Source organism: Geodermatophilus sp. SYSU D00703, from assembly GCF_054050155.1.
The window spans coordinates 91902-111675 of record NZ_JBJGYU010000005.1 but is presented as its reverse complement, the minus strand read 5'-3'; the positions used below and the strand labels follow the sequence as shown (position 1 = coordinate 111675).

22 protein-coding genes are annotated in these 19774 nt (G+C 76.4%); 7 read left to right on the top strand and 15 right to left on the bottom strand.

Annotation, left to right across the window (positions count from 1 at the left end; translation table 11 throughout):
* The first annotated feature begins 3 nt into the window (after positions 1 to 3).
* Genes ACI782_RS08340 through ACI782_RS08330 form a run of 3 tightly spaced genes read left to right on the top strand, consistent with a single transcriptional unit; the run spans position 4 to position 2553 of the window.
* The gene (locus tag ACI782_RS08340) at positions 4 to 909 is read left to right on the top strand and encodes a class I SAM-dependent methyltransferase (RefSeq protein WP_456907999.1); all 906 of its coding nucleotides are present in this window, start codon (positions 4 to 6) and stop codon (positions 907 to 909) included.
* 28 nt (positions 910 to 937) lie between these two features.
* The gene (locus tag ACI782_RS08335) at positions 938 to 1696 is read left to right on the top strand and encodes a maleylpyruvate isomerase N-terminal domain-containing protein (RefSeq protein WP_456907997.1); all 759 of its coding nucleotides are present in this window, start codon (positions 938 to 940) and stop codon (positions 1694 to 1696) included.
* Positions 1693 to 2553 carry a spermidine synthase gene (locus ACI782_RS08330; RefSeq protein WP_456907995.1) on the top strand — a complete coding sequence of 287 codons (861 nt, stop codon included), beginning with the start codon at positions 1693 to 1695 and terminating at the stop codon, positions 2551 to 2553. The genes ACI782_RS08335 and ACI782_RS08330 overlap by 4 nt, the downstream gene beginning before the upstream one ends.
* On the opposite strand, the gene ACI782_RS08325 is transcribed toward ACI782_RS08330, so the two are convergent.
* Complete coding sequence (locus ACI782_RS08325; RefSeq protein WP_456907993.1) at positions 2543 to 3070, bottom strand: O-acetyl-ADP-ribose deacetylase; 528 nt, start codon at positions 3068 to 3070, stop codon at positions 2543 to 2545. The two genes, ACI782_RS08330 and ACI782_RS08325, sit on opposite strands and share 11 nt — an antisense overlap.
* Before the next feature lie 23 nt (positions 3071 to 3093).
* Between ACI782_RS08325 and ACI782_RS08320 the strand changes: the two genes are divergently transcribed.
* The gene (locus ACI782_RS08320) at positions 3094 to 3294 is read left to right on the top strand and encodes a PspC domain-containing protein (RefSeq protein WP_456907991.1); all 201 of its coding nucleotides are present in this window, start codon (positions 3094 to 3096) and stop codon (positions 3292 to 3294) included.
* Positions 3295 to 3298: 4 nt separating this feature from the next.
* On the opposite strand, the gene ACI782_RS08315 is transcribed toward ACI782_RS08320, so the two are convergent.
* The 11 genes from ACI782_RS08315 to murD all read right to left on the bottom strand — a co-directional run bounded on the left by ACI782_RS08315 (position 3299) and on the right by murD (position 12733).
* Entirely contained in the window at positions 3299 to 3586 is a 288-nt protein-coding gene (locus ACI782_RS08315; protein ID WP_456907989.1) for a DUF2516 family protein, read from the bottom strand.
* A gap of 207 nt (positions 3587 to 3793) precedes the next feature.
* On the bottom strand, positions 3794 to 4561 hold the full coding sequence (locus ACI782_RS08310; protein WP_456907987.1) for a hypothetical protein: 768 nt from the start codon (positions 4559 to 4561) through the stop codon (positions 3794 to 3796).
* Positions 4558 to 5064, bottom strand: coding sequence for a helix-turn-helix domain-containing protein (locus tag ACI782_RS08305; protein WP_456907985.1), 507 nt, complete (start codon positions 5062 to 5064; stop codon positions 4558 to 4560). Before ACI782_RS08305 ends, ACI782_RS08310 begins: the two co-directional genes overlap by 4 nt.
* 88 nt (positions 5065 to 5152) lie before the next feature.
* Positions 5153 to 6097, bottom strand: a complete 945-nt coding sequence (locus ACI782_RS08300) for an asparaginase (RefSeq protein WP_456907982.1) — start codon at positions 6095 to 6097, stop codon at positions 5153 to 5155.
* 80 nt (positions 6098 to 6177) lie between these two features.
* The gene (locus ACI782_RS08295; RefSeq protein ID WP_456907981.1) at positions 6178 to 6735 is read right to left on the bottom strand and encodes an RsiG family protein; all 558 of its coding nucleotides are present in this window, start codon (positions 6733 to 6735) and stop codon (positions 6178 to 6180) included.
* The gene (locus tag ACI782_RS08290) at positions 6732 to 7592 is read right to left on the bottom strand and encodes a 3-keto-5-aminohexanoate cleavage protein (protein WP_456907979.1); all 861 of its coding nucleotides are present in this window, start codon (positions 7590 to 7592) and stop codon (positions 6732 to 6734) included. The genes ACI782_RS08295 and ACI782_RS08290 overlap by 4 nt, the downstream gene beginning before the upstream one ends.
* Entirely contained in the window at positions 7589 to 8698 is a 1110-nt protein-coding gene (ygfZ, locus tag ACI782_RS08285) for a CAF17-like 4Fe-4S cluster assembly/insertion protein YgfZ (RefSeq protein ID WP_456907977.1), read from the bottom strand. The genes ACI782_RS08290 and ygfZ overlap by 4 nt, the downstream gene beginning before the upstream one ends.
* Complete coding sequence (locus ACI782_RS08280) at positions 8695 to 9162, bottom strand: Fur family transcriptional regulator (RefSeq protein ID WP_456907975.1); 468 nt, start codon at positions 9160 to 9162, stop codon at positions 8695 to 8697. Before ACI782_RS08280 ends, ygfZ begins: the two co-directional genes overlap by 4 nt.
* Before the next feature lie 10 nt (positions 9163 to 9172).
* The gene (locus ACI782_RS08275) at positions 9173 to 10063 is read right to left on the bottom strand and encodes a glutamate cyclase domain-containing protein (RefSeq protein WP_456907973.1); all 891 of its coding nucleotides are present in this window, start codon (positions 10061 to 10063) and stop codon (positions 9173 to 9175) included.
* A complete protein-coding gene (locus tag ACI782_RS08270; RefSeq protein ID WP_456907971.1) occupies positions 10060 to 11391 on the bottom strand; it encodes a hypothetical protein in 1332 nt (443 codons plus the stop codon). The genes ACI782_RS08275 and ACI782_RS08270 overlap by 4 nt, the downstream gene beginning before the upstream one ends.
* Positions 11384 to 12733 carry a UDP-N-acetylmuramoyl-L-alanine--D-glutamate ligase gene (gene murD / locus ACI782_RS08265; protein WP_456907969.1) on the bottom strand — a complete coding sequence of 450 codons (1350 nt, stop codon included), beginning with the start codon at positions 12731 to 12733 and terminating at the stop codon, positions 11384 to 11386. Before murD ends, ACI782_RS08270 begins: the two co-directional genes overlap by 8 nt.
* Positions 12734 to 12947: 214 nt before the next feature.
* On the opposite strand from murD, the gene nhaA reads away from it, so the two are divergent.
* Together nhaA and ACI782_RS08255 are read left to right on the top strand one after the other, a co-directional pair.
* Positions 12948 to 14273 (top strand): Na+/H+ antiporter NhaA, encoded by a 1326-nt coding sequence (gene nhaA / locus ACI782_RS08260; RefSeq protein WP_456907967.1) that lies wholly within the window; start codon positions 12948 to 12950, stop codon positions 14271 to 14273.
* A 322-nt stretch (positions 14274 to 14595) separates the two neighbouring features.
* A complete protein-coding gene (locus ACI782_RS08255) occupies positions 14596 to 15318 on the top strand; it encodes a hypothetical protein (protein WP_456907965.1) in 723 nt (240 codons plus the stop codon).
* A 60-nt stretch (positions 15319 to 15378) separates the two neighbouring features.
* Here the strand turns inward: ACI782_RS08255 and ACI782_RS08250 are convergent, their stop codons facing one another.
* From ACI782_RS08250 to ACI782_RS08240, 3 genes are all read right to left on the bottom strand, one after another.
* Positions 15379 to 17106: a DUF885 domain-containing protein gene (locus ACI782_RS08250; protein WP_456907963.1), complete on the bottom strand. Its 1728-nt coding sequence runs from the start codon at positions 17104 to 17106 to the stop codon at positions 15379 to 15381.
* On the bottom strand, positions 17103 to 17636 hold the full coding sequence (locus ACI782_RS08245) for an FABP family protein (RefSeq protein ID WP_456907961.1): 534 nt from the start codon (positions 17634 to 17636) through the stop codon (positions 17103 to 17105). Before ACI782_RS08245 ends, ACI782_RS08250 begins: the two co-directional genes overlap by 4 nt.
* Positions 17637 to 17847: 211 nt before the next feature.
* A complete protein-coding gene (locus ACI782_RS08240; protein ID WP_456907959.1) occupies positions 17848 to 18777 on the bottom strand; it encodes an NAD-dependent epimerase/dehydratase family protein in 930 nt (309 codons plus the stop codon).
* Positions 18778 to 18909: 132 nt separating this feature from the next.
* Here ACI782_RS08240 and ACI782_RS08235 point away from each other — a divergent pair, with 132 nt between their 5' ends.
* Positions 18910 to 19602, top strand: a complete 693-nt coding sequence (locus ACI782_RS08235) for a TetR/AcrR family transcriptional regulator (protein ID WP_456907957.1) — start codon at positions 18910 to 18912, stop codon at positions 19600 to 19602.
* The last annotated feature ends 172 nt before the right edge of the window (positions 19603 to 19774 follow it).

The following is a 19774-nucleotide window of genomic DNA, read 5'->3' as shown; positions in this document are numbered from 1 at the left end:
ACCGTGAGAGGACCCCGTCCTGCCCACCCCTCGCAAGCTGGGGGCGGGGCCCGGGACGGGGCCGCAGCAGGTGATCACAAGAGCCGGGCCAGCCTCCCCAGGAAGGCCAACCCCCGCCTGGCGGCCGGCCGGGCGCGCGCCCTCGGCCTGCCCACCCGCGGCACCACCAACGCCAACCGGTTGCGCCGGGTCGATCGCTGGCTGCTGGCCACGCAGGTCCCCCGGCTGCGGGACGCCGCCCGCCCGCTCGTGGTGGACCTCGGCTACGGGTCGTCGGCGGTGACCACCCTGGAGCTGGCCGACCGGCTGGGCCCGGAGGTGCACGGCGTCGAGGTGGTCGGCCTGGAGATCGACCCGGCGCGGGTGGCCGCGGTCGCCGCCGACCGGGACCCGCCGCGGGTGGACTTCCGCGTCGGCGGTTTCGAGCTGGCCGGGCTGCGGCCGGTGCTGGTCCGGGCGTTCAACGTGCTGCGCCAGTACGACGAGGAGTCCGCCGCCCGGGCCTGGGAGACCATGTGCGCCGCGCTGGGCCCCGGCGGCCTGCTGGTCGAGGGCACCTGCGACGAGTGGGGACGGCGGGCGGCCTGGGTGGCCCTGGACGCCGACGGTCCCCTCACCCTGACCCTCTCGGCGCGGGTGGCCGACCTGGACCGGCCCTCCGACCTCGCCGAGCGGCTGCCCAAGGCGCTCATCCACCACAACGTGCCGGGACAGCCGGTGCACGAGTTCCTCCGGGCCCTCGACGCGGCCTGGGCCGCCTCGGCGGGGCTGTCCACGTTCGGCCCGCGCCAGCGCTGGACCGCCGCCGTCGAGGCCCTCGCCGGCCAGGGCTGGCCGTTCGTCGGCTCCACCCGCCGGTGGCGGCAGGGCGAGGTCACCGTGCGCTGGTCGGCGGTCGCGCCGGGCTGAGCGCCGGCCGTCGGGCACGATGGCCTCCGTGGCGATCGACGAGGCGCTCCGGCAGCGGTGCGTCGAGGCCGTCGTCGAGGAGGGCGAGCGGTTCGGCGTCCTCGCCCAGGAGGTCGACGCCGGGCTGACCGCCGCGCCGGGTCTCGGCGCTCTCGTCCCGTGGGTCCCCGCCTGGACCGTGCGCGACCTGGTGGGTCACCTCGGCGCCGTCCACCGCTGGGCCACCGCGATCGTGCGGGCCGGCTCGACCGACGCCCCGGCCCCTCCGCCGCGCCCGCCGGACGACGGCCTGCTCGACTGGTACGCGGCCGGCCACGCCGACCTGGTGCGGACCCTGCGCGACGCCCTGCCGGACTCCCCCGCCTGGCACATGAGCCCCGCCGCCGAGAAGGTGGCCGCGTCCTGGGTCCGCCGCCAGGCCCACGAGCTCGCCGTCCACCGCATGGACCTCGAGGTCGCCGCCGGGGTCCCGGTCACCGCGGTCGACCCCGGGCTGGCCGAGGACGGCGTCGACGAGCTGCTGCGGGTCGTCGTCCCCCGGTGGGCGCACACCGAGCCGCTCACCACCGCCACGGCGACCGTGGCGGTGCGCTGTACCGACACCGGCCGCGGGTGGCGGGTGGCGGTCGACCGCGGCGCGGTGCGCGTCACCGACGTCCCGGACGGCGGCGCCGACGCCCGGCTCGAGGCGCCCGCCGACGTCCTGCTCCGCCGGCTCTGGGGCCGCCCGGCCGAGGTCACCCTCAGCGGGGACCCCGCGGCCGAGGCCCTCCTCCGCGGCCGGTGAGCCGGCGCTCCGTGCCCGAGGTCGTCCCCCCGGGCCCCACGCCCGTGGCCGGCGGGGTCGCCGAGCTGCTCGGCGACGCCGACCGGGACGGCTCCTGGGTGCTGCTGGTCAACGGGACGCCGCAGTCGCACGTCGACCTCGAGGACCCGTCCCACCTGGAGTTCGAGTACGTGCGCCGGATGGGGCACGTGCTGGACCTGGCCGCCGAGGAGGGGCGGCCGATCGACGTCGTCCACCTCGGCGGCGGCGCCCTGACCCTCCCCCGCTACGTGGCCGCGACCCGGCCCGGCTCCCGGCAGCGGGTGGTGGAGGTCGACCAGCCGCTGACCGACCTGGTGCGCGCCCACCTGCCACTGCCGCGCGGGGCACGGGTCCGGGTCCGCGCCGCCGACGCCCGCGCGGGGCTGGAGGCCCTTCCCCCGGCCGGCGCCGACGTCGTCGTGAGCGACGTCTTCGCGGGCGCGCGCACGCCGGCGCACCTGACCAGCGTCGAGTACGTGCGGCAGGCGCACCGGGTGCTGCGCTCGGGGGGCACGTTCGTCGCCAACGTCGCCGACGGCCCGCCGCTGCGCTTCGCCCGCGCCCAGGTGGCCACGCTGCGCTTGGTGTTCGCGCACGTCTGCCTGCTCGCCGAGCCGGGGACGCTCAAGGGACGGCGCTTCGGCAACCTGGTGGCCGTCGGTTCGGACGCCGACCTGCCGATCGCCGCCCTGGTCCGCCGCTGCACCTCCGACCCGATGCCGAGCAGGGTGGTCGAGGGCGCCGAGCTCGACCGCTTCGCCGGGCGGGCGCGGCCGGTGCACGACGTCGACGCGGTGGCCTCCCCCGAGCCACCGGAGGGCGTCTTCAGCCGGTGAGGCCGCGCTCGGCCAGCGCCGCCTCGAACGCCGCGAGCGCCTCCTCGCCGCGCAGCACGAAGCGGACCTCCTGCACGTGCTCGACCGTCGCCGCGGTCACCCCGGCGACGGCCTGGACGGCGGCGTCCGCCAGCGGCCAGCCGTAGACCCCCGCCGAGATCGCGGGGAAGGCCACCGAGCGCGCCCCGAGCCCGTCGGCCACCCGCAGACTCTCGGTGTAGCAGGAGCGCAGCACCGCGGAGTAGTCGCGCGTGGCCGACCAGATCGGCCCGGCGGTGTGCACCACCCAGCGGGCCGGGAGGCGGCCGGCGGTCGTGGCGACGGCCTGTCCACGCGGCAGCCGGCCCCCGGGCAGCCGGGCCTTGTGGGCACGGCACTCGGCGAGGATCTCCGGCCCGCCGGCCGCGTGGATCGCGCCGTCCACCCCGCCGCCGCCCAGCAGCCCGGGGTTGGCCGCGTTGACCACGACGTCGACGTCGGCCTCGGTGATGTCGCCGGCAACCGCCCGCAGGAGCACGCGACGACCGTAGGGTCGGGCGCATGACCTCGCCTGTCCGCCCGCCGCTGCGCCGCGACACCCGCAACAAGGTGATCGCGGGTGTCTGTTCGGGGATCGCGCGGCGCTACGGCCTGTCCGTCACCGGGCTGCGCGTGGCGTTCGTGCTCTCCTGCATCCTGCCCGGACCGCAGTTCGTCGCCTACCTGGTGCTCTGGATCGTCATGCCCGCGGACCGGGGCTGACGGGTCACCAGCTGCTGCCGCCCCGGCGCAGTCCGCGGACGGCGGGCCGGACGTCGACCAGGTAGACGATCGCCGCGATGATCGCCGGCAGCCCGAGGAAGCTCATCGGCCCCTGCCAGAAGACGACCAGCACGGCCAGCCCGGTGATGGCCGCCCAGGCGGGCTTGGTCAGCTTCCCCGCCGCCACGTACCCGGCGGCGGGCCGAACGAGGGCGTCGACGAGGGCGTACGCGGTGAGCGCCAGGGCTCCGTAGTACAGCCCGAGGTAGATGACCCCGTCGAAGGACAGCATGCCCGGAGGGTACCCCGCGGACGGGCCCTGCCAGGGAGCGCGCGACCCCGTCGGGGCGCCCGGACAGCACAGGGCCCCGGAGCGCGCGGTGCGGCTCCGGGGCCCTGTCAGCCCTCCGGGGCAGGCGGCCCCGTGCAGGGCACCGCCGCGGCCCCGTCCCGAGGCTCACCCCGAGCGTGCGAGGGGTGAGGAGGACGGGGTCCTCGCTCAGGCGTCGGTCTGGGCGGGCACGTCCGTCGGGTTGGCGCGCTTGGCGGTGCGAGCGCGCGTCACGCGGGCCGAGGTCTTGACCGGCGTGCTCGTGCGGGCGGCCGAGCTCTTCTTGGCCGGCGCGGGCGCCTCGTCGGTCTCCGCGAGGGCCTCCTTGGCTGAGTCGGCCGCCGCGGCGGTCTTCTCCTCGACGGCGTCCACGGCCTTGGCGGTCTTGGCGGCCGTCTTCTGCGCGACCGAGGTCACCTCGTCGGAGGCCGAGGACACGGCCTCGGAGGTCTCCTCGAGGACGTCCTCGAGACGGTCCTCGACGGCGTCGACGGCACGCTCGGCGCGGAAGACGATCTTCCGGACGGTGGGCTGACGGCGCAGCTCCTCGACGACCTTGCCGCCGCGGAGGGCGAGGGTCTCGATGGTGGCGACCGCCTGGGTGCGGGCGGTGCTGACCAGACCGGACAGGGTGTCGGCCACCGCGTCGGGGCGGACGGCGGAGGCGACGTGCTGGGCGGAGGTGCGGGCCGACTGCACGGCGTCCTTGGCGCGGTGGGCGGCCTCGGTGGCGCGGGTGCGGGCCTCCTTGGCGGCCAGGTCGGCCTGGACCTGGGCCTCGCCGGGCAGGGCCTCGGCCTTGGCGCGCAGGGTGGCGGCGGCGACGCGGGCCCGCTCGACGGCGAGGTCACCCGCGCCGACGGCGGCGAGCAGGGCGGTCTTCTGCTGGACCACGACGGTCCGGCTGGCCTTCTTCAGGTTCTCGGTGGCGGTCATGCCGACTCCTTCTTGGTTCGCGGGGTCTGGGGTGAGGTCGGTGCGGGGGACGCGCTGGCGGCGTGCTCGCGGACGTAGGTCTCGTAGAGCTCGAGCAGGACCGCCTTGTGCCGCTCGGAGAGCGACGGGTCGGACCGGATGGCCGCCACGGTGTCCGGGTTGCCGGACCGGCGGTCGAGGATCCCGGCCTGCTCGTAGAGCGTCTCGGCCGAGATCTTCAGGCCCTTGGCGATGGCGGCCAGGATCTCCGCCGACGGCTTGCGCAGCCCCCGCTCCACCTGGGAGAGGTACGGGTTGCTCACGCCGGCGCTGCGGGCGAGCTCGCGCAGGGACACCCGGGCGGCGCTGCGCTGCTCCCGGATGAAGTCGCCGACCTGCGAGCTGGTCGCCGAGACCTTGGACCGCTCCGCGGCCACCGTCTCCGCGACGCTGCCCGCGAGCTGGTCCACCTTCTCCCGGACGGTGGTCACCTGCTCGCGCACGAACTCGCCGGGCGTCTGCACGTCCACGACGCTAGCCAGCGGCGCTTGCTCCTGCAAGCGGTAGCGCTAGCACTCCTGTGTGAGCTGCCTCACAGCTCCGGCGTTCGGCTCAACGCCGCAGGACGGCGGCCGAGCGGACCTCACCGACCACGCCGTCCCCGCCGGTGACGGGGGTCAGCGCGAACGGGGCCAGTCGCTCGGCCGGGACGCCGAGCCGCAGCAGCCCCGCGCAGAGGGCGGGGGTGCGACCGCGCTCACCGCCGTCGTCGAGCTTCAGCGCCACCGCGCCGCGACCGGGCAGCGCGGCCACGTGCACGCCGTCCGCACCCACCTTGACCAGCAACCCGTCGACGGCCCGCATGAGCTCGGTGTCGTCGCGGCCGGTGCCGGCGACGAACCAGGGGTGGGTGCGCATGGCGTCGGCGACCGACCGCCCGTGGCTCTCGGGCGCGGCCTCGACCAGCGAGGCGACGCCGCGGGCGAGGCCGGTGAGCGGCAGTGCGTGCTGCGGGGCGCCGCAGCCGTCGACGACGACCGCGGTGACCGGTGTCCCCGCGGCCGCGCCCAGCCGCTCCTCGATCGCCTGCTGCAGCGGGTGGTCGCGCTCCAGGTAGCCCTCGGTCGGCCAGCCCGCCGCGACGCAGGCGGCGAGCATCGCCGCGTGCTTGCCCGAACAGTTCATCGCCAGCCGCTCCGGCTCCCGGCCGGCCGCGAGCCAGGCCGCCCGGGTGGCCTCGTCCGACGGCAGCGCCGGCGGGCAGCCGAGGTCGTCCGGGCCCAGACCGGCGGCGGCCAGCACCGCCGCGGCGAGCTCACGGTGGCCGTCCTCCCCGGTGTGCGAGCCGGCGCCGATCGCGAGCTCCTCGCCCGTGCGGGGCGTCCAGCCGGCGGCGAGCAGCGCGGCGGCCTGCACCGGCTTGTTCGCCGAGCGGGGCAGCACCGGCCGGTCGACGTCCCCGGCGGAGAACAGCACCTGCCCGTCCGGGCCGACGACGACCAGCGCGCCCCGGTGCACCGACTCCAGGAACCCCGAGCGCCACACCTCCGCGAGCACCGGGTTCTCCGGCCACGCGGCCCCGTCCAGGGGCCCGCCCTGAGCTTGCGGAGGGTGGGGAGGACGGGGTCCTTCTGCCTTCATCGGCCCTCGTCGGCCAGCAGGGCGGCGACGTCGGCCTCGCCGTTCTGGTACCGGCGGCCGAGTTCGGCGGCCAGCCCGTCCATGACCTGCTGCACGCCGCGACGGCGCTCCGACAGCGAGCTCTCGGCGGCGGCCAGCGCGCGGGCAGCCGTCTCGAGGTCGCCGTCGCTCAGCTCGGGGACCGCGGACAGGTCGACGCCGGGGGTCAGCGCGTTGACCCACGACTCGTACTCCTCCGGCGCGGCCGGCTGCACCGTCTGGTGCCGGCCCAGGCCGTGCGCCGGGCCCCGGCCCTTCTCGGCCAGGATCTCGGGGAGCAGGTCGACCAGCGACCGGCCGTCGTGCTCGGCGCGGCGCTGCAGCTCGCGGCGGACGATGTCGAGCCGACCCTGCAGCAGCCGGCGCGTGTAGGAGAGGTTGACCTCCTCCTGCTCGGCCTGGCGGCGCAGCCGGCGGACGTCGGCCATCGGCCGCTGCACCGCGGCCTCGAGGAAGCCGGGGTCGAGCAGCGCGTCGACGGCCGCGCCGCCGGCGGGCGAGGGTTCGGGGGTCACGAGGAGGCCTCCACGGGGATGGAACTGTGGGCGGGCGGGTCGATGGCAAGGAACGCGCGGGCGTCCCCCGTACTCATCGGCGGGCGCTGGGCGATCCGGGCGAGCCCTGCCGCCCGGGCCACCAACTGCGCGTTGTCGCGCACCGGCTCGCCGGGCGCGTAGGTGAGCGTGTCCTCCATGCCCACCCGCAGGTGGCCCCCGGCCGACAGGGCCGCGAGCATCACCGGCAGCGAGGTGCGCCCGACGCCGGTCGCGGCGAACGACGCACCCGGGGGCAGGTGCGGCAGGCAGGCGGCGAGGGCCTGCGTGGTGCCCGGCATGCCACCGGGGACCCCCATGACGAGGTCGACGTGCACGTGCCCGCCGTGCGGCGGGCCGTACCTGTCCAGCAGCCGGGTCAGCGTGGCCAGGTGGCCGAGGTCGAAGACCTCGTACTCGGGGACGATGCCGCGCTGCTGCATCTGGGTGTGCAGCTCGACGATCAGGTCCCAGGGGTTGCTGAACACGTCGCGGCCGAAGTTGACCGTGCCCAGCGACAGCGACGCGGCGTCGGGCTCGACGTCGAGGACGCCGAGGCGGGCGTCGAACGGGTCGGTCACCGCGCCACCCGTGGAGATCTGCACGACCAGGTCGGTGGCCTCCCGGACGGCGGCGACGACCTCGCGCACCCTGCCCAGCTCGAGCGTCGGCCGGGTCTCGGTGTCGCGGATGTGCAGGTGGATGACGGCGGCGCCGAGCGCCTGGCAGTCGCGCGCGGTGGCCACGACCTCGTCGACGGTCACCGGCAGCGCGGGGACGTCCGCCTTCGCCGACTCCGCCCCCGTGGGGGCGAGCGTGATGAGGGTGCCGGGGATCACCGGGGGATCGTCGCAGAACGGACCACCCGCACGCGCTCCCGCGCCGCGGTCCGGGCGTCGTCGAGTTCCGCCGGCACGTCGTCGGGGTCGATCGACGCCCGGGCGCCGCCCACGCTCAGCTCGGCATCCGCCTTCACCGACTGCTTCACCAGCGCCAGCGCCACCGCGCCGAGCTCGTGGTGGCGGACGACGGTGCCGGCCCGCCCGACCTCCCGGGTGCCGGCCAGCACCGGGGTGCCCGGCGCGGGGAGCTCCTCGCTGAGCCCGTCGAGGTGCAGGAGCACCAGCCGCCGCGGCGGCCGGCCCAGGTTGTGCACCCGCGCCACGGTCTCCTGGCCGCGGTAGCAGCCCTTGTCCAGGTGGACGGCGCTGGTCAGCCAGCCGGTCTCGTTGGGGATGGTGCGGTGGTCGGTGTCGACGCCGAACCGGGGACGGCGGGCCTCGACCCGCAGCGCCTCGAACGCGTCCAGCCCGGCCGGGGTCGCCCCCGCCGCGCCCAGCGCGTCGGCGCGGGCGGCCAGCTCGGCGCGGGGCACCAGCAGGTCCACCACGGGCGCGCCCTCACCGACCGGCGGCATCCGCCGCACCCAGCCGCCGCCGTCCAGAGCGCGCACCTCGTACGCCGCGGCCGGCACGGGCAGCCCGGCGGCGGCGAGGACGGCGTCGCCCCGCGGCCCGGCCAGCGACAGCAGCGCCCACTCCGCGGTGACCAGGGCCGGCTCGACGCGGAGCATGAACCGCATCCGGTCGAGGAAGGTCTGCAGCGCCGCGCCGGTGCCCGGCTCGACGTCGGCCCAGGTCGTGCCGGCCAGGTCGGCGAGCACGAGGTGGTGCTCAACGTGCCCGTTGGGCGACAGGACCAGCGCCTCGGCGCCGGCGCCGTCGGCCAGCCGGTCGAGGTGCTGCGTGGTGAGGCTGTGCAGCCAGGTCAGCCGGTCGGCGCCGGGGACGGCGAGGACGTCGCGGTCACTGCGGTCGACCAGGCCGGCCCCCTCGGCCAGCGCGCGCTGCTCGCGCAGCGGGTCCCCGTGGTGCGCGGCGACGGACCCGTCCGGTACGGCGACGGCGCCGGGGCGGGACAGCAGGGGGGACGGCGCGGTGCTCATGACTTCTCCTGGTCGGCTCGTTCGCGGCAGGCGCGACACGTCCCGGAGAGCGCGACGTGCCCCACGTCCAGCTGGAAACCCAGCTCGGCCGCGAGACGTTCCGCCGCGGAGTCCAGCAGCGCGGGGTCGGCCGAGAAGATCTCCCCGCACCCCTGGCACACGACGTGCACGTGCGGGTGCTCGGCGGCGTGGTAGACCGGCGCGCCCCTGCCGAGGTGGGTGTGCCACACCAGGCCGAGCCGCTCCAGCAGCTCGAGGGTGCGGTAGACGGTCGACGTGTCGGGGGCGGCGCCGTCCGGGCCGGCCTCCTCCCGCAGCCGCGCGCTGATCGCCTCGGGGGTGGCGTGCTCGATCGAGGCGACGGCGGCGAGCACCCGCTGGCGCTGGGTGGTCAGCCGCAGGCCGCGGGCCCGCAGGCGTTCGGCCAGCGGCGCGGCGAGCTCGGAGCGGGGCGAGTCGGCCACACCGAGGAGCCTATGCCCGGGCGAGGTGGCGGAGGTCGGCGAGCAGGTCGGCGTAGGCGGGCACCGGCACGCCGTCCACCGAGGCGCCCGGCGAGCCCGTCACGCCGTCGATGCCGCCGGCGGCGGTGGCCGCGTCGAGCACCGCGGCGTCCACCGCCGGGTCGAGCAGCGTGCGCAGCGCCGCCCCGTGCCGCGGCGCCAGGACCGCGAGCGCGGCGACCAGCGCGTAGCAGCCCCAGTTGGACGTGCCGGCCGTCACCAGCGCGCCCACCGGCACGCGGCAGGCGATCCGCTGGCCGTGCGCGACGCAGGCGGCGACCACCTCGACCGGCACGTTGCCCATGCCGATCTCGTTGCCGCCGTCACCGACCGCGCCGGTGACCAGCCCCGGCAGGGCGAACGCGGCGTGCAGCGGCGCGGTGGACGGCGTGATGTCCACCGCCCGCATCGTCAGCACCCGGCCCTCCGCGTTGGGCCCGAGCCGCTCCACGGCGACCAGGTGCGAGAGGGCGAGTCCTGCGACCCGGGCGGTCACCGCGGCGGCGTCGTCCCCCGTCGGGACGACCGTCAGGCGGCCCGCGCCGAGGACGCCCAGGCAGGCCGCGGTCACCTCGGCGCAGGGCTCGTCGGTGACGACGACCGGCTCGGCACCCAGGGCGGCCAGCGCCGCGGCGAGGACGGCGGTGCCGACCGGGCCGTCGGTCTCGGCCGCGGGGCGGGGCGCCCACGCGATGTGGACGCCGGTCACCAGGCCGACCCGCGTGCGGGCCCGGCCGGCGGCGGCGAGGTCCCCGGCCAGCCGGGCGAGCTGGCCGGCGACGGCCGCGCCGATCCCGGTGACGTCGCGGGCGCCGGGCCGCAGCGCCGCGCGTTCGATGGCCGCCAGCCGGGCGGCGCTCACCGCACCGGCGAGCGGGCCTCCGCGAGCACCCGGTGGAGTGCCGCGAGGTGCGTCTCGGGGATCGCGTGCTCCCCCCGCGGCTCGAGGAAGCCGGCGACCGTGGCGCCGGTGACCGCGGCGAAGGCCGCCGCCTCTCCACCGAGCGCGCGGACGACGGGGAACCCGCTCCACACCGTGCTGCCGGCCAGGTGCGCCATGGCCGCGGCGCTCTCCGCCCGCTCTCCCACGCAGTCGAACGGCTTCTCCGTCGCCCACAGCTTGCGGAAGCCGTCGACGAGGGAGAGGTCCTCCAGCGGGTTGCCCCCGAACACCTCCACCGCCTCGGCCGGCTCGAGGAACGCCGCGAAGCACAGGAAGGTGAACAGGCACTTGTCGCAGTGCAGGCACCACCGCTGGGTCGCCGTGCCGCCGTCCCCGAAGCCCATGTGCGCCTGCGTGTAGGAGCGGTTGCAGCTGAGGACGTGCCCGCGCAGGCCGGGCAGGGCGGCGACCGCGGCGACCGTGGCCAGCTCCGACAGCTGCCGGGTGAGGCTGAAGTAGCCGACGCCCACCTCGGCGGCGGCCGCGGCGAAGAACCGCTCGAACTCGTAGGACTTCGAGTACTGGTGGTTCACCCGGGCGCCGTCGATCTCCAGCGTCTCCTCGTCGGCCGACCGCTCGTTGGCGAACACCACCGGGTCGAAGCCGCCGAGCACCGCCACCAGCGTCGAGATCGCCGAGTTGATCGCGGTGACCGGCACGTGCCCGTTCAGCCCGCCGGCCGCCGTCCGCTCGCCCAGCAGCGGGTCCAGCCGCCGCCGGACGCCGAGCAGCGGCACCCCCGCGGCGCTCGTGACGTCACGCTGCGCGTCGGTCGGGTTGACCGCCAGCGCGGTGGCCGGGGTGACGACGACCAGCGCCAGCGCGGAGTCCTTGCCGCCGCCGACCGGGAGCAGCGCGCCGTGGCCCCCGGCGTCCGCCGGGACCGGGTCGGCCGACCGCAGCTCGACCTCCCACGCCACCTCGTGCGGCACGGGCAGGTGGTTGACCGCCGCGAACTCGCCCAGCCCGTGGGTGTACGCGGCCTCGGCCACGGCGAACTGGGCCTTGGTGACCGGCCGGCGCACGACGACCCGGCCCGGCGCGCGCAGCTTGTAGTAGCTGGTGCCCATGACCAGGTGCACCAGGTCGAGGGCGGCGTCGAGGCGGGCGGGGTTCGCGCCGGTCAGCAGCGCGGGGTCCAGGGTGAGCCGCTCGGTGAACTCGTCCTCGCCCAGCCGGTAGGTGAACGCCGCCTCACCCGTGGCGAGGTCCAGCGAGCGGTCGGCCACGACGAACGGCTCAGACACGCTGCGCTCCGGCGTCGAGGAGGATCTGCTCATAGGTCCGTGCCAACTCCTCGTAGTTGCGGTAGCGGTTGTAGCTGGGGGCGCCCGGTGAGAGCAGCACGACCCCGCCGCGGGGCGCCGTGCGCAGGGCCGCGGCCACGGCCTCGTCCAGGGACGCCGTCTCGGTGACCGGCGCGACGGCCCCCACGCGGGCCGCCTCCGTGCGGATGTCGGCGGCCAGCCGGGCCCCGGTGTCGGGGACGGTGAGCACCCGCACGGCACCGTCGCGGGCCACCACGGCGCGGGCCAGGCCGGTGTAGTCCAGGCCGCGGTCCTGCCCGCCGGCGAGCAGGGTCACGTGCTGCCCGGCGAACGCGTCGAGCGCGGCCAGCACCGACACCGGGGTGGTGCTCAGCGTGTCGTCGACGAACGTGACGCCGTCCCGGGTGGCGACCGGGGAGAGCCGGTGCGGCAGGGCCCGGAAGTCGGCCACCGCGGCCCGGACGGCGTCGCCGGATGCGGCGAGGTCGACCCCCATCTGCACGCAGGCGGCCAGCGCGACGTGCAGGTTGGCCACGTTGTGCAGCCCCGGCAGGTGCACGAGCCGGAAGCCGGCCAGCCGCTCCCCGGGGAGGACGTCGCCCGGGTCGACGAGCACCGCCGGGTCGAGGTACCGCTCGGCGGTGGCGCGCGCCTGCCCGCCGACGACCACGGTGCCCGGGCCGCACCGGGCGAACACGTGCAGCTTGTCGCGGTAGTAGGCGTCGACGGAGCGGTGCCAGTCGAGGTGCTCGGGCGCCAGCGAGGTGACCGCGCCCCAGCCGGAGAAGTCGTCGACCGCGGCCGCCTGGTAGCTCGACACCTCGACGACCAGCGAGGTGCCGGCGGGGGCCTCCCCTCCGGTGACCTGGCCGTCCAGCAGGACGTCGAGCAGCGGTGTGCCGATGTTCCCGGCGTGCACGGCGGGCCGCCCGGCGGCGCTGAGGACGGCGGCGGCCAGCGCGCTCGTGGTGCTCTTCCCCTTGGTGCCGGTGACGCAGAGGGTCGGCACCGACCGGGCGCCGAACTCGGCCAGCGCGATCCCGGTGCCCGACGCCATCGTCGTGCGGGCGGCGAGCGCCTGCGCGTCCTCGCGGTACGGGCTGATGCCCGGGGATCGCAGGACGACGTCGCAGGAGCCCAGCGCCGCGACGTCGGTGCCCGCCTCGACACCCGACGGCAGGGCGTCGGCGGCCGGCGCAACGGCGTCGATGACGACGATGCCGGCGGCTCCGGCCGCCTCCGCGGCGCGGACGGCGGCCCGCCCCTCGCGCCCGTGTCCCCACACGCCCACCCGGCGCCCGGCCAGCTCGGCGAGCCTCACCGGCTGCTCCGGGAACCGGTCGTGGAGCGGGCAGTCACGGCGCCCACTGTACGGAGCGCGCGCCCGCCCGCCGGTGCGCGCCAGGCCCCTGGAGGGTCTCGCCGCGAGCCTGCGAGCGGTGAGGGGGACGGGGTCCTTGTAGGGTTCGCGGCAGGTGCGCCGGGAAGTCTGGTCGGCAGGTCTCGACCCGACCCCTCCCCCCTGGAGCCGCCCCGTGACGACACCCTCCCGCCTCTTCGGACGAGGGTCCTGGCCCGAGGCCCGCCGGATCGCCGACGTCCTCCGCAAGGAGACCGTCGGCGGCGCCCTGCTGCTGGTCGCCGCCGCGATCGCGCTGGTCTGGGCCAACTCGCCGTGGGCGGAGGCGTACGAGACGCTCCGCGACACCACGGTGGGTCCGGCATCACTCCACCTGGACCTCACCCTCGGCACCTGGGCGGCCGACGGGCTGCTCGCGCTCTTCTTCTTCGTCGCCGGGCTGGAGCTCAAGCGCGAGTTCGTCGCGGGCGACCTGCGCGACCCGCGGCGTGCCGCGCTGCCGGTGGCCGCCGCCGTCGGTGGCATGGCCGTGCCGGCCCTCCTGTTCGTGCTGTTCAACCTCGGCCGGGACGACGGCGCCCTGCGCGGCTGGGCGATCCCGTCGGCGACCGACATCGCCTTCGCCCTCGCCGTCCTGGCGGTGATCAGCACCCACCTGCCCAGCGGGCTGCGGACCTTCCTGCTCACCCTGGCCGTCGTCGACGACCTGCTGGCGATCGTGGTGATCGCCGTCTTCTACACCGAGGACCTCTCGGTGGTCCCGCTGCTGCTGGCGCTCGTACCGCTCGCGGTGTTCGGTCTCCTCGTGCAACGGCGGGTGCGCGCGTGGTGGCTGCTCCTCCCGCTGGCGGCGCTCACCTGGGTGCTGGTGCACGAGTCCGGGGTGCACGCCACCGTGGCCGGGGTGCTCCTGGCGTTCACCGTGCCCGTGCCGCGGAGCGAGGCCGCCGGCGGCCCGGCGGCGGGGCCGGGTCTGGCCGAGCACTTCGAGCACCGGCTGCGGCCGCTGTCGGCGGGGGTCGCCGTCCCGGTGTTCGCGTTCTTCTCCGCCGGCGTGGCCGTCGGCGGGCTCTCCGGGCTCGGCGCCTCGGTGACCGACTCGGTCGCGCTCGGGATCGCCGTCGGCCTGGTGGCCGGGAAGGCGATCGGCATCACCGCCTCGACGTGGCTGGTGTCCCGCTTCACCCGGGCCGAGCTCGACGAGGACCTCGGCTGGCCGGACGTCGTCGGCCTGGCCCTGCTGGGTGGGATCGGCTTCACCGTGTCGCTGCTGATCACCGAGCTCGCCTACGGCCTCGGCTCCGCGGCCTACGACCACGCCAAGGTGGGCATCCTCACCGGCACGCTGACCGCGGCCCTGCTCGCCGCCGTCGTCCTGCGGCTGCGCAACCGCCGCTACCGGCGGATCGCCGAGGAGGAGCGGGCCGACCGCGACGCCGACGGGATCCCCGACGTCTACCAGCGGCGCGACGCCGCCCCGGGCCGTTCCGCTGACGGCTGAGAATCCGCGTTGCCGAGCCCCCCGGGAGCGACGTACCGTCGAGGTACACGAGAAGGGAGGTGGTCCGAACTTTGCATGCTTATCGGACTCGTGAGGTGGCTGTCCGCTAGCCGCCGTCCAGATGGGCCGCCCGTTCAGACGACAGTCTGAGCGACGGCAGATCGCCCGTCCGTCGTACGGCGGCGAGCGAGAACCGGACAGTCACCCGACCCCCGGGCCGCCGGCACTTGTCCAGCCGGCCCGCGTGCGACTCCCCTGCTCGTGCAGGGGCGGGCGCCGCGGAGCAGCCCGGGGGTTGTCCGTTCTCGGGGGAGGTCCGCGGGTGTTCGCCGGCCGCCGCGTCGAGACGGACCTCTCCCCGGCGGCCTGGGTCGAAGCGGCGCTGCGCGGCGCGGACCCCGCGACCGTGGCCGCGCTCGTCCCGCCCGTCTTCGCGGCGTACGCCCGGGTCTTCCACCCGGCCGTCCGGTACGACGGCCTCGTCGACGTCGACGTGTCCTGGACGGCGGTGGCCGCGGCCAACGGCACCGTGGCGCACCCCCTCATGCAGTGGGGCTCGGTCACCGGGTCGATGGACTACTTCGGCGAGGACAACCAGACCCCGCTGTGGGACGACGCCCCGGCGATGGGCCACCTGCCCGAGCACGTCGCCACCCGGCTGGCCGCCGTCCTCCGGGAGCACACCACCACACCCGGCGACTGCTGGTTCGGCCTGTCCACGCACTGGGCCGACACCTCGCCGGCGCCTCGCCTGGAGCTCGACCGCCGGGCGTACTGGCTGCTCCAGGGCCCCGTGGAGCTCGCGGCGGCCAACCTGCTGACCGAGCCGTCGAGCCAGAGCGCGAACCTGTGGTGGCCGGCCGACCGCGCGTGGTTCGTCGCCACCGACATCGACCTGGTGACCACCTACGTCGGGGGCAGCGCCGCCTGCGTCACCGACCTGCTCGACGCCTCCGAACTGGAGGTGGCGCAGGTGCTCCCCGGCCAGCGCGTCACCTGGGACGGCGACACGGTCAACCCGCTGCCCCCCGACGCGTCCGATTGACGACGGACCAGCCCGCCCCCACCGCTCGCACGCTCAAGGCGGGTCCCTGCAGCGCGGCCGCTAGAGGACGGCGAGCTCCGCGGCGAGGTCGTCGAGCCCGAGCGAGCCCTGCGACAGCGCGGCCATGTGCCAGGCCTTGCGGTCGAACGCGTCCCCGCGGGCCTTGCGCGCCTCCTCCCGGCCCTCCAGCCAGGCCCGCTCCCCGAGCTTGTAGCTGATCGCCTGGCCGGGGAGCCCCAGGTAGCGCACCAGCTCGCTGTCGAGGAAGGCCGGCGTGGCCCCGCTGTGCTCGCCGAAGAAGGCCCGCCCGAGCTCTGGCGTCCACGGCCGTCCGCGGTGCTCGGCCAGGACCCCCTCGGCGTCGTCCGGGACCGGCAGCCGCAGGTGCATGCCGATGTCGACGACGACACGCATGGCCCGCAGCTGCTGGGCGTCCAGGTAGCCCAGGCGCGTGCCGGGGTCGGGGAAGTAGCGGAGCTCGTCCATGAGCCGCTCGGCGTAGAGCGCCCAGCCCTCGACGTTCGAGCTCACCGAGCCCAGCGACGTCTGGTACGTCGACAGCTCGCCGGAGACCAGCGCCCACTGCGCCAGCTGCAGGTGGTGACCCGGGACGCCCTCGTGGTACCAGATCGAGGTGAGGTCCCACAGCGGGAAGCGCTCGCGGCCGAGGGTCGGCAACCAGGTGCGCCCCGGGCGGGAGAAGTCCTGCGCCGGGCGGGTGTAGTAGGGGGCGGCGGCGCTGCCCGGTGGCGCGATCATCGCCTCGACCCGGCGCACCGGCTCGGCCAGCTCGAAGTGCGTGCCGTCGAGGTCCGCGATCGCCTGGTCCATCATCGCCTGCAGGCGCTCCCGGATGGCCTCGACGCCCTCGACGGCCGGGCCGTGGACGTCCAGCCAACGCATCGCCTCCATGGGCGTGGCCCCCGGCACGACCTCCAGTGCGGCGGCGCGCTGCTCGGCGAGGATCCGCCGGTGCTCGGCCCAGCCCCAGGCGTAGGCCTCCTCCAGCCCGTTGCCCGCGCCGAGGTCGGAGCCGGTCCACCGGCGGGCGGCGAGGGCGTACCGGTCGCGGCCGACGGCGTCCGGCGTCCCCTCGGCCCGTGGGCCGTAGCCGTCGCGGAGGAAGTCCCGGACCTCGGCCACCGCCGCGTCGGCCGCGCTCGCCGCAGCCGCCAGCTCGCCGCGCAGCGACTCGGGGCCGCGGGCGGCGAAGCCCGCGAAGAACGACCCGGCCAGCCACTCGCCGAGCTGCCCGACCACGGTCGAGACCTGCCGCGGGGCGACGAACAGGCCGCGCCGGGCCCCCTCCTCCAGGGCGGCGCGGAAGCCCCGGAAGGCCTCCGGCACCCGCGCCATGCGGCGGGCGATCACCGCCCAGTCCTCGTCGGTGGCCGCGGGCATGAGCAGGAAGACCTGCCGGACCGAGTGCACCGGGCTGGTCAGGTTCGACAGCGCCCGCAGACCCTCCCCGGCCTCGTGCGGGGCCAGCTCCGCGCCGAGCCGCTCGCGCAGCAGCCGGGCGCAGCGCCGCTCCACCGGGTCGTCGGCCAGCGCAGGGTTCGCGGCGAGCACGCGGTCGAGCTCAGCGAGCGTGTCGCGGGCCAGCTGCGCCTCGGCCTCGAGTCCGGCCGGGCTGGGGTCGGGCAGCCGGTCGTCACCGGGCCGGGTGCCCAGCGAGGTGGCGACGATCGGGTCGAGGTCGCAGACGGCGTCGACGTAGCGGTCGGCGACGTGTCTCGGGGTGGCGGGGAGGGTGGGCGACGGCGGGGCCACGGCGGCGTCGCTCATCGGATCCGTTCCAGGCGGGCGGACATGGTGGGCGCCAGCGGGCGGTCGGTGCCCGCACGGTCGATGGCGTACATGAGCGCGCCCTCGACGATGCCGTAGAGCCGCACGGCCCGGGCCACGTCCGGCGCATCCGGGGTGCGGGCGACGACGTCGCTGGCCAGCTCCCAGCTGGTCGTCGTCCGGGCGTGGCCGACGTAGATCTCCACCAGCCCGTCGGGGCTGGCCACGAGCAGCTCGACATCGTCCCGGCCGCGGGGCCGCCAGAAGCCGGACTCGCGGTAATCGGGACCGACGATCCGGCCGTCGTCGGTGAGCCGCCAGCTGCGCGACTCGTAGGCGAGGAAACCCCGCCCGTCGTGGCTGAACCGGATCCACTGACCGAACCGGTGGTCGCCCTCGGCGCCGGCGGCCTGCCCCTCCCCGTGCCACTCGCCGAGCAGCGGCAGCAGGGCGAGCAGCTCCTCGGAGACCTCCGGCCCGGAGCGGACGTCGGCGGTGTCGGGGACCGGCAGCTCGGTCGCGTCCGTCATCGACGCGCCTCCTCGGGCCGGCGGGCGAGCCGGGCGGCGCCGTACCCGCAGCCGAGGGCGGCGAGCGCCGCCAGCGTGACGAGGACCCACGCAGAGACCATGCGCTCCACCGTAGGACCGGCTGGTGACGAGCCGGCACGGCCCCGTCCAGGCGGCCCCGTCCAGAGGCTCGCAGCGAGCCTGCGAGCGGTGAGGAGGACGGGGTGCTTCGTCAGGTGGTCGCCGGCTGCACGCCCGCGGTCGCGGCGACGACCTCGGCCCACGGCGTCGCGGTCAGCCCGAAGGTCGCGGTGGTGGCCTCGGCGTCGATGACGTACTCCTGGTCGAACTGGTGCCGGACGTCGACGACCTCGCGCATGACCGGCGAGACGAGCCCGATGCCGCGGAGGACCGTCCACGGGATCCGGGAGACGCGGGCGGCGGGTGCGCCCATCGCGGCGGCGAGGTCGGTCAGCGCCTGGCGCTGCGACCGAGGCGGCGCGCTGGGGACGTGCCAGGCCCGGCCGAGCGCCCGCTCGTCGGTGCCGAGGGTGGCCAGCGTGGCGGCGACGTCGGGCAGGTGGGCCCAGCTGCGCGGCGCGTCGGGGTCCCCGACCACCCAGGCGCGCCGACCGCGCCGCAGGGCGGGCAGCTGGCGGACCAGGTGCGACTGCCCTGGCGGCACCTGCGGGCCGACGAAGTCCGCGGCGCGGGCCTCGGTCACCCGCACCCGGCCGGCCTCGTGCGCGGCCAGCGCCTCCGCCCACATGCGCCGCCGCACCACGCCCTTGAGGTCGGTGGCGGCCAGCGGACTGCCGGGTGACATGGGGCCGGGCGGGCGGCCGTAGACGTAGAGGTTGGCCATCGTGACCAGCACCGAGCCGGTGCGCTCGGCGGCGGTCAGCAGCGCCGCGGCCACCGGCGGCCAGTCGATCGCCCAGCGGTGGTACGCGGGGTTCACTGCGTTGTAGAGGGCGCTCGCGCCCTGGGTCGCCGCGGTGAGCGCGTCGGCGTCGGCGGCGTCGACGCGCCGGTGCTCGACCGTGTCGGTGGACGTCCCGCCGCTGCGGGACAAGACCCGGACACGGTGCCCCTGGGCGGCGAGCAGCTCGGCGGTCGCCGTCCCGACCGGGCCCTTCCCGACGATGACGTGCAGTGCCATGGCGGACTCCTTCACGGTCAATGAGAGAGCGGTGCTCTCGGATGCGGTCGACGCTCGCACGGCGTTCGGGATGCCGTCAAGAGCAGCGCTCTCGATTGCGTGCGATGATCTCCACCTGACAGGATGGCCGACGTGCCGCCCACCGCCCGCGAGCGTGTCCGCGCCGAGCTGACCGCAGAGATCACCGACGCCGCGCGCCGGCAGCTGGCCGAGGTGGGGGCTGCCGCGCTCTCGCTGCGGGCCGTGGCGCGGGAGCTCGGCATGGCCTCGTCGGCGCTGTACCGCTACTTCCCCAGCCGGGACGACCTGCTGACCCGGCTGATCATCGACGGCTACGACGCCCTCGGGGCTGCCGCGGAGGCCGCGGACGACCCGGGCGCCGCCCCTGGGGAGCGGTGGCTGGCCGTCTGCCGCGCGGTCCGGCAGTGGGCGCGGGCCCACCCGCACGAGTACGCGCTGCTCTACGGCTCGCCGGTCCCCGGCTACGCGGCGCCGCGCGACACCGTGCCCGCGGCCAGCCGCGTCGGCGTCGTCCTGGGCCGGGTCCTGGAGGACGCCGCCCGCAGAGGCGCGCTGCCTCCGGCCGTGGGGGTCGGACGGGACCCGGCCCTGATCAGCGACGACGCGGTCACGGTGCTCGGCGGCGAGCACCCGGCTCTCGACGACACCGTCCGACTGCGGGCACTGCTCGCCTGGAGCTCGCTCTACGGGACGATCAGCTTCGAGCTGTTCGGGCACTTCGTCGGCTCGGTGCAGGACGCCGACCGCTACTTCGACCGGGCGATGGACGAACTCGCCGCGCTCATCGGCCTGCACGGCGGATGACGGTCGGCACCCGGCCGCTGGCGGTCGCGCGCGTCGCGGCCGACCCGAGGCGGATGGGGGCGTCGTCCTCGTCTTCGCCCCCAGGAGGGCGACGCGGTGCCTTGCGACGACGGGAGGACGCTCCCGACGGCGGCTGCTCCTGCGCCCGTTCTGTCACGGCCGCCTTCGTGCC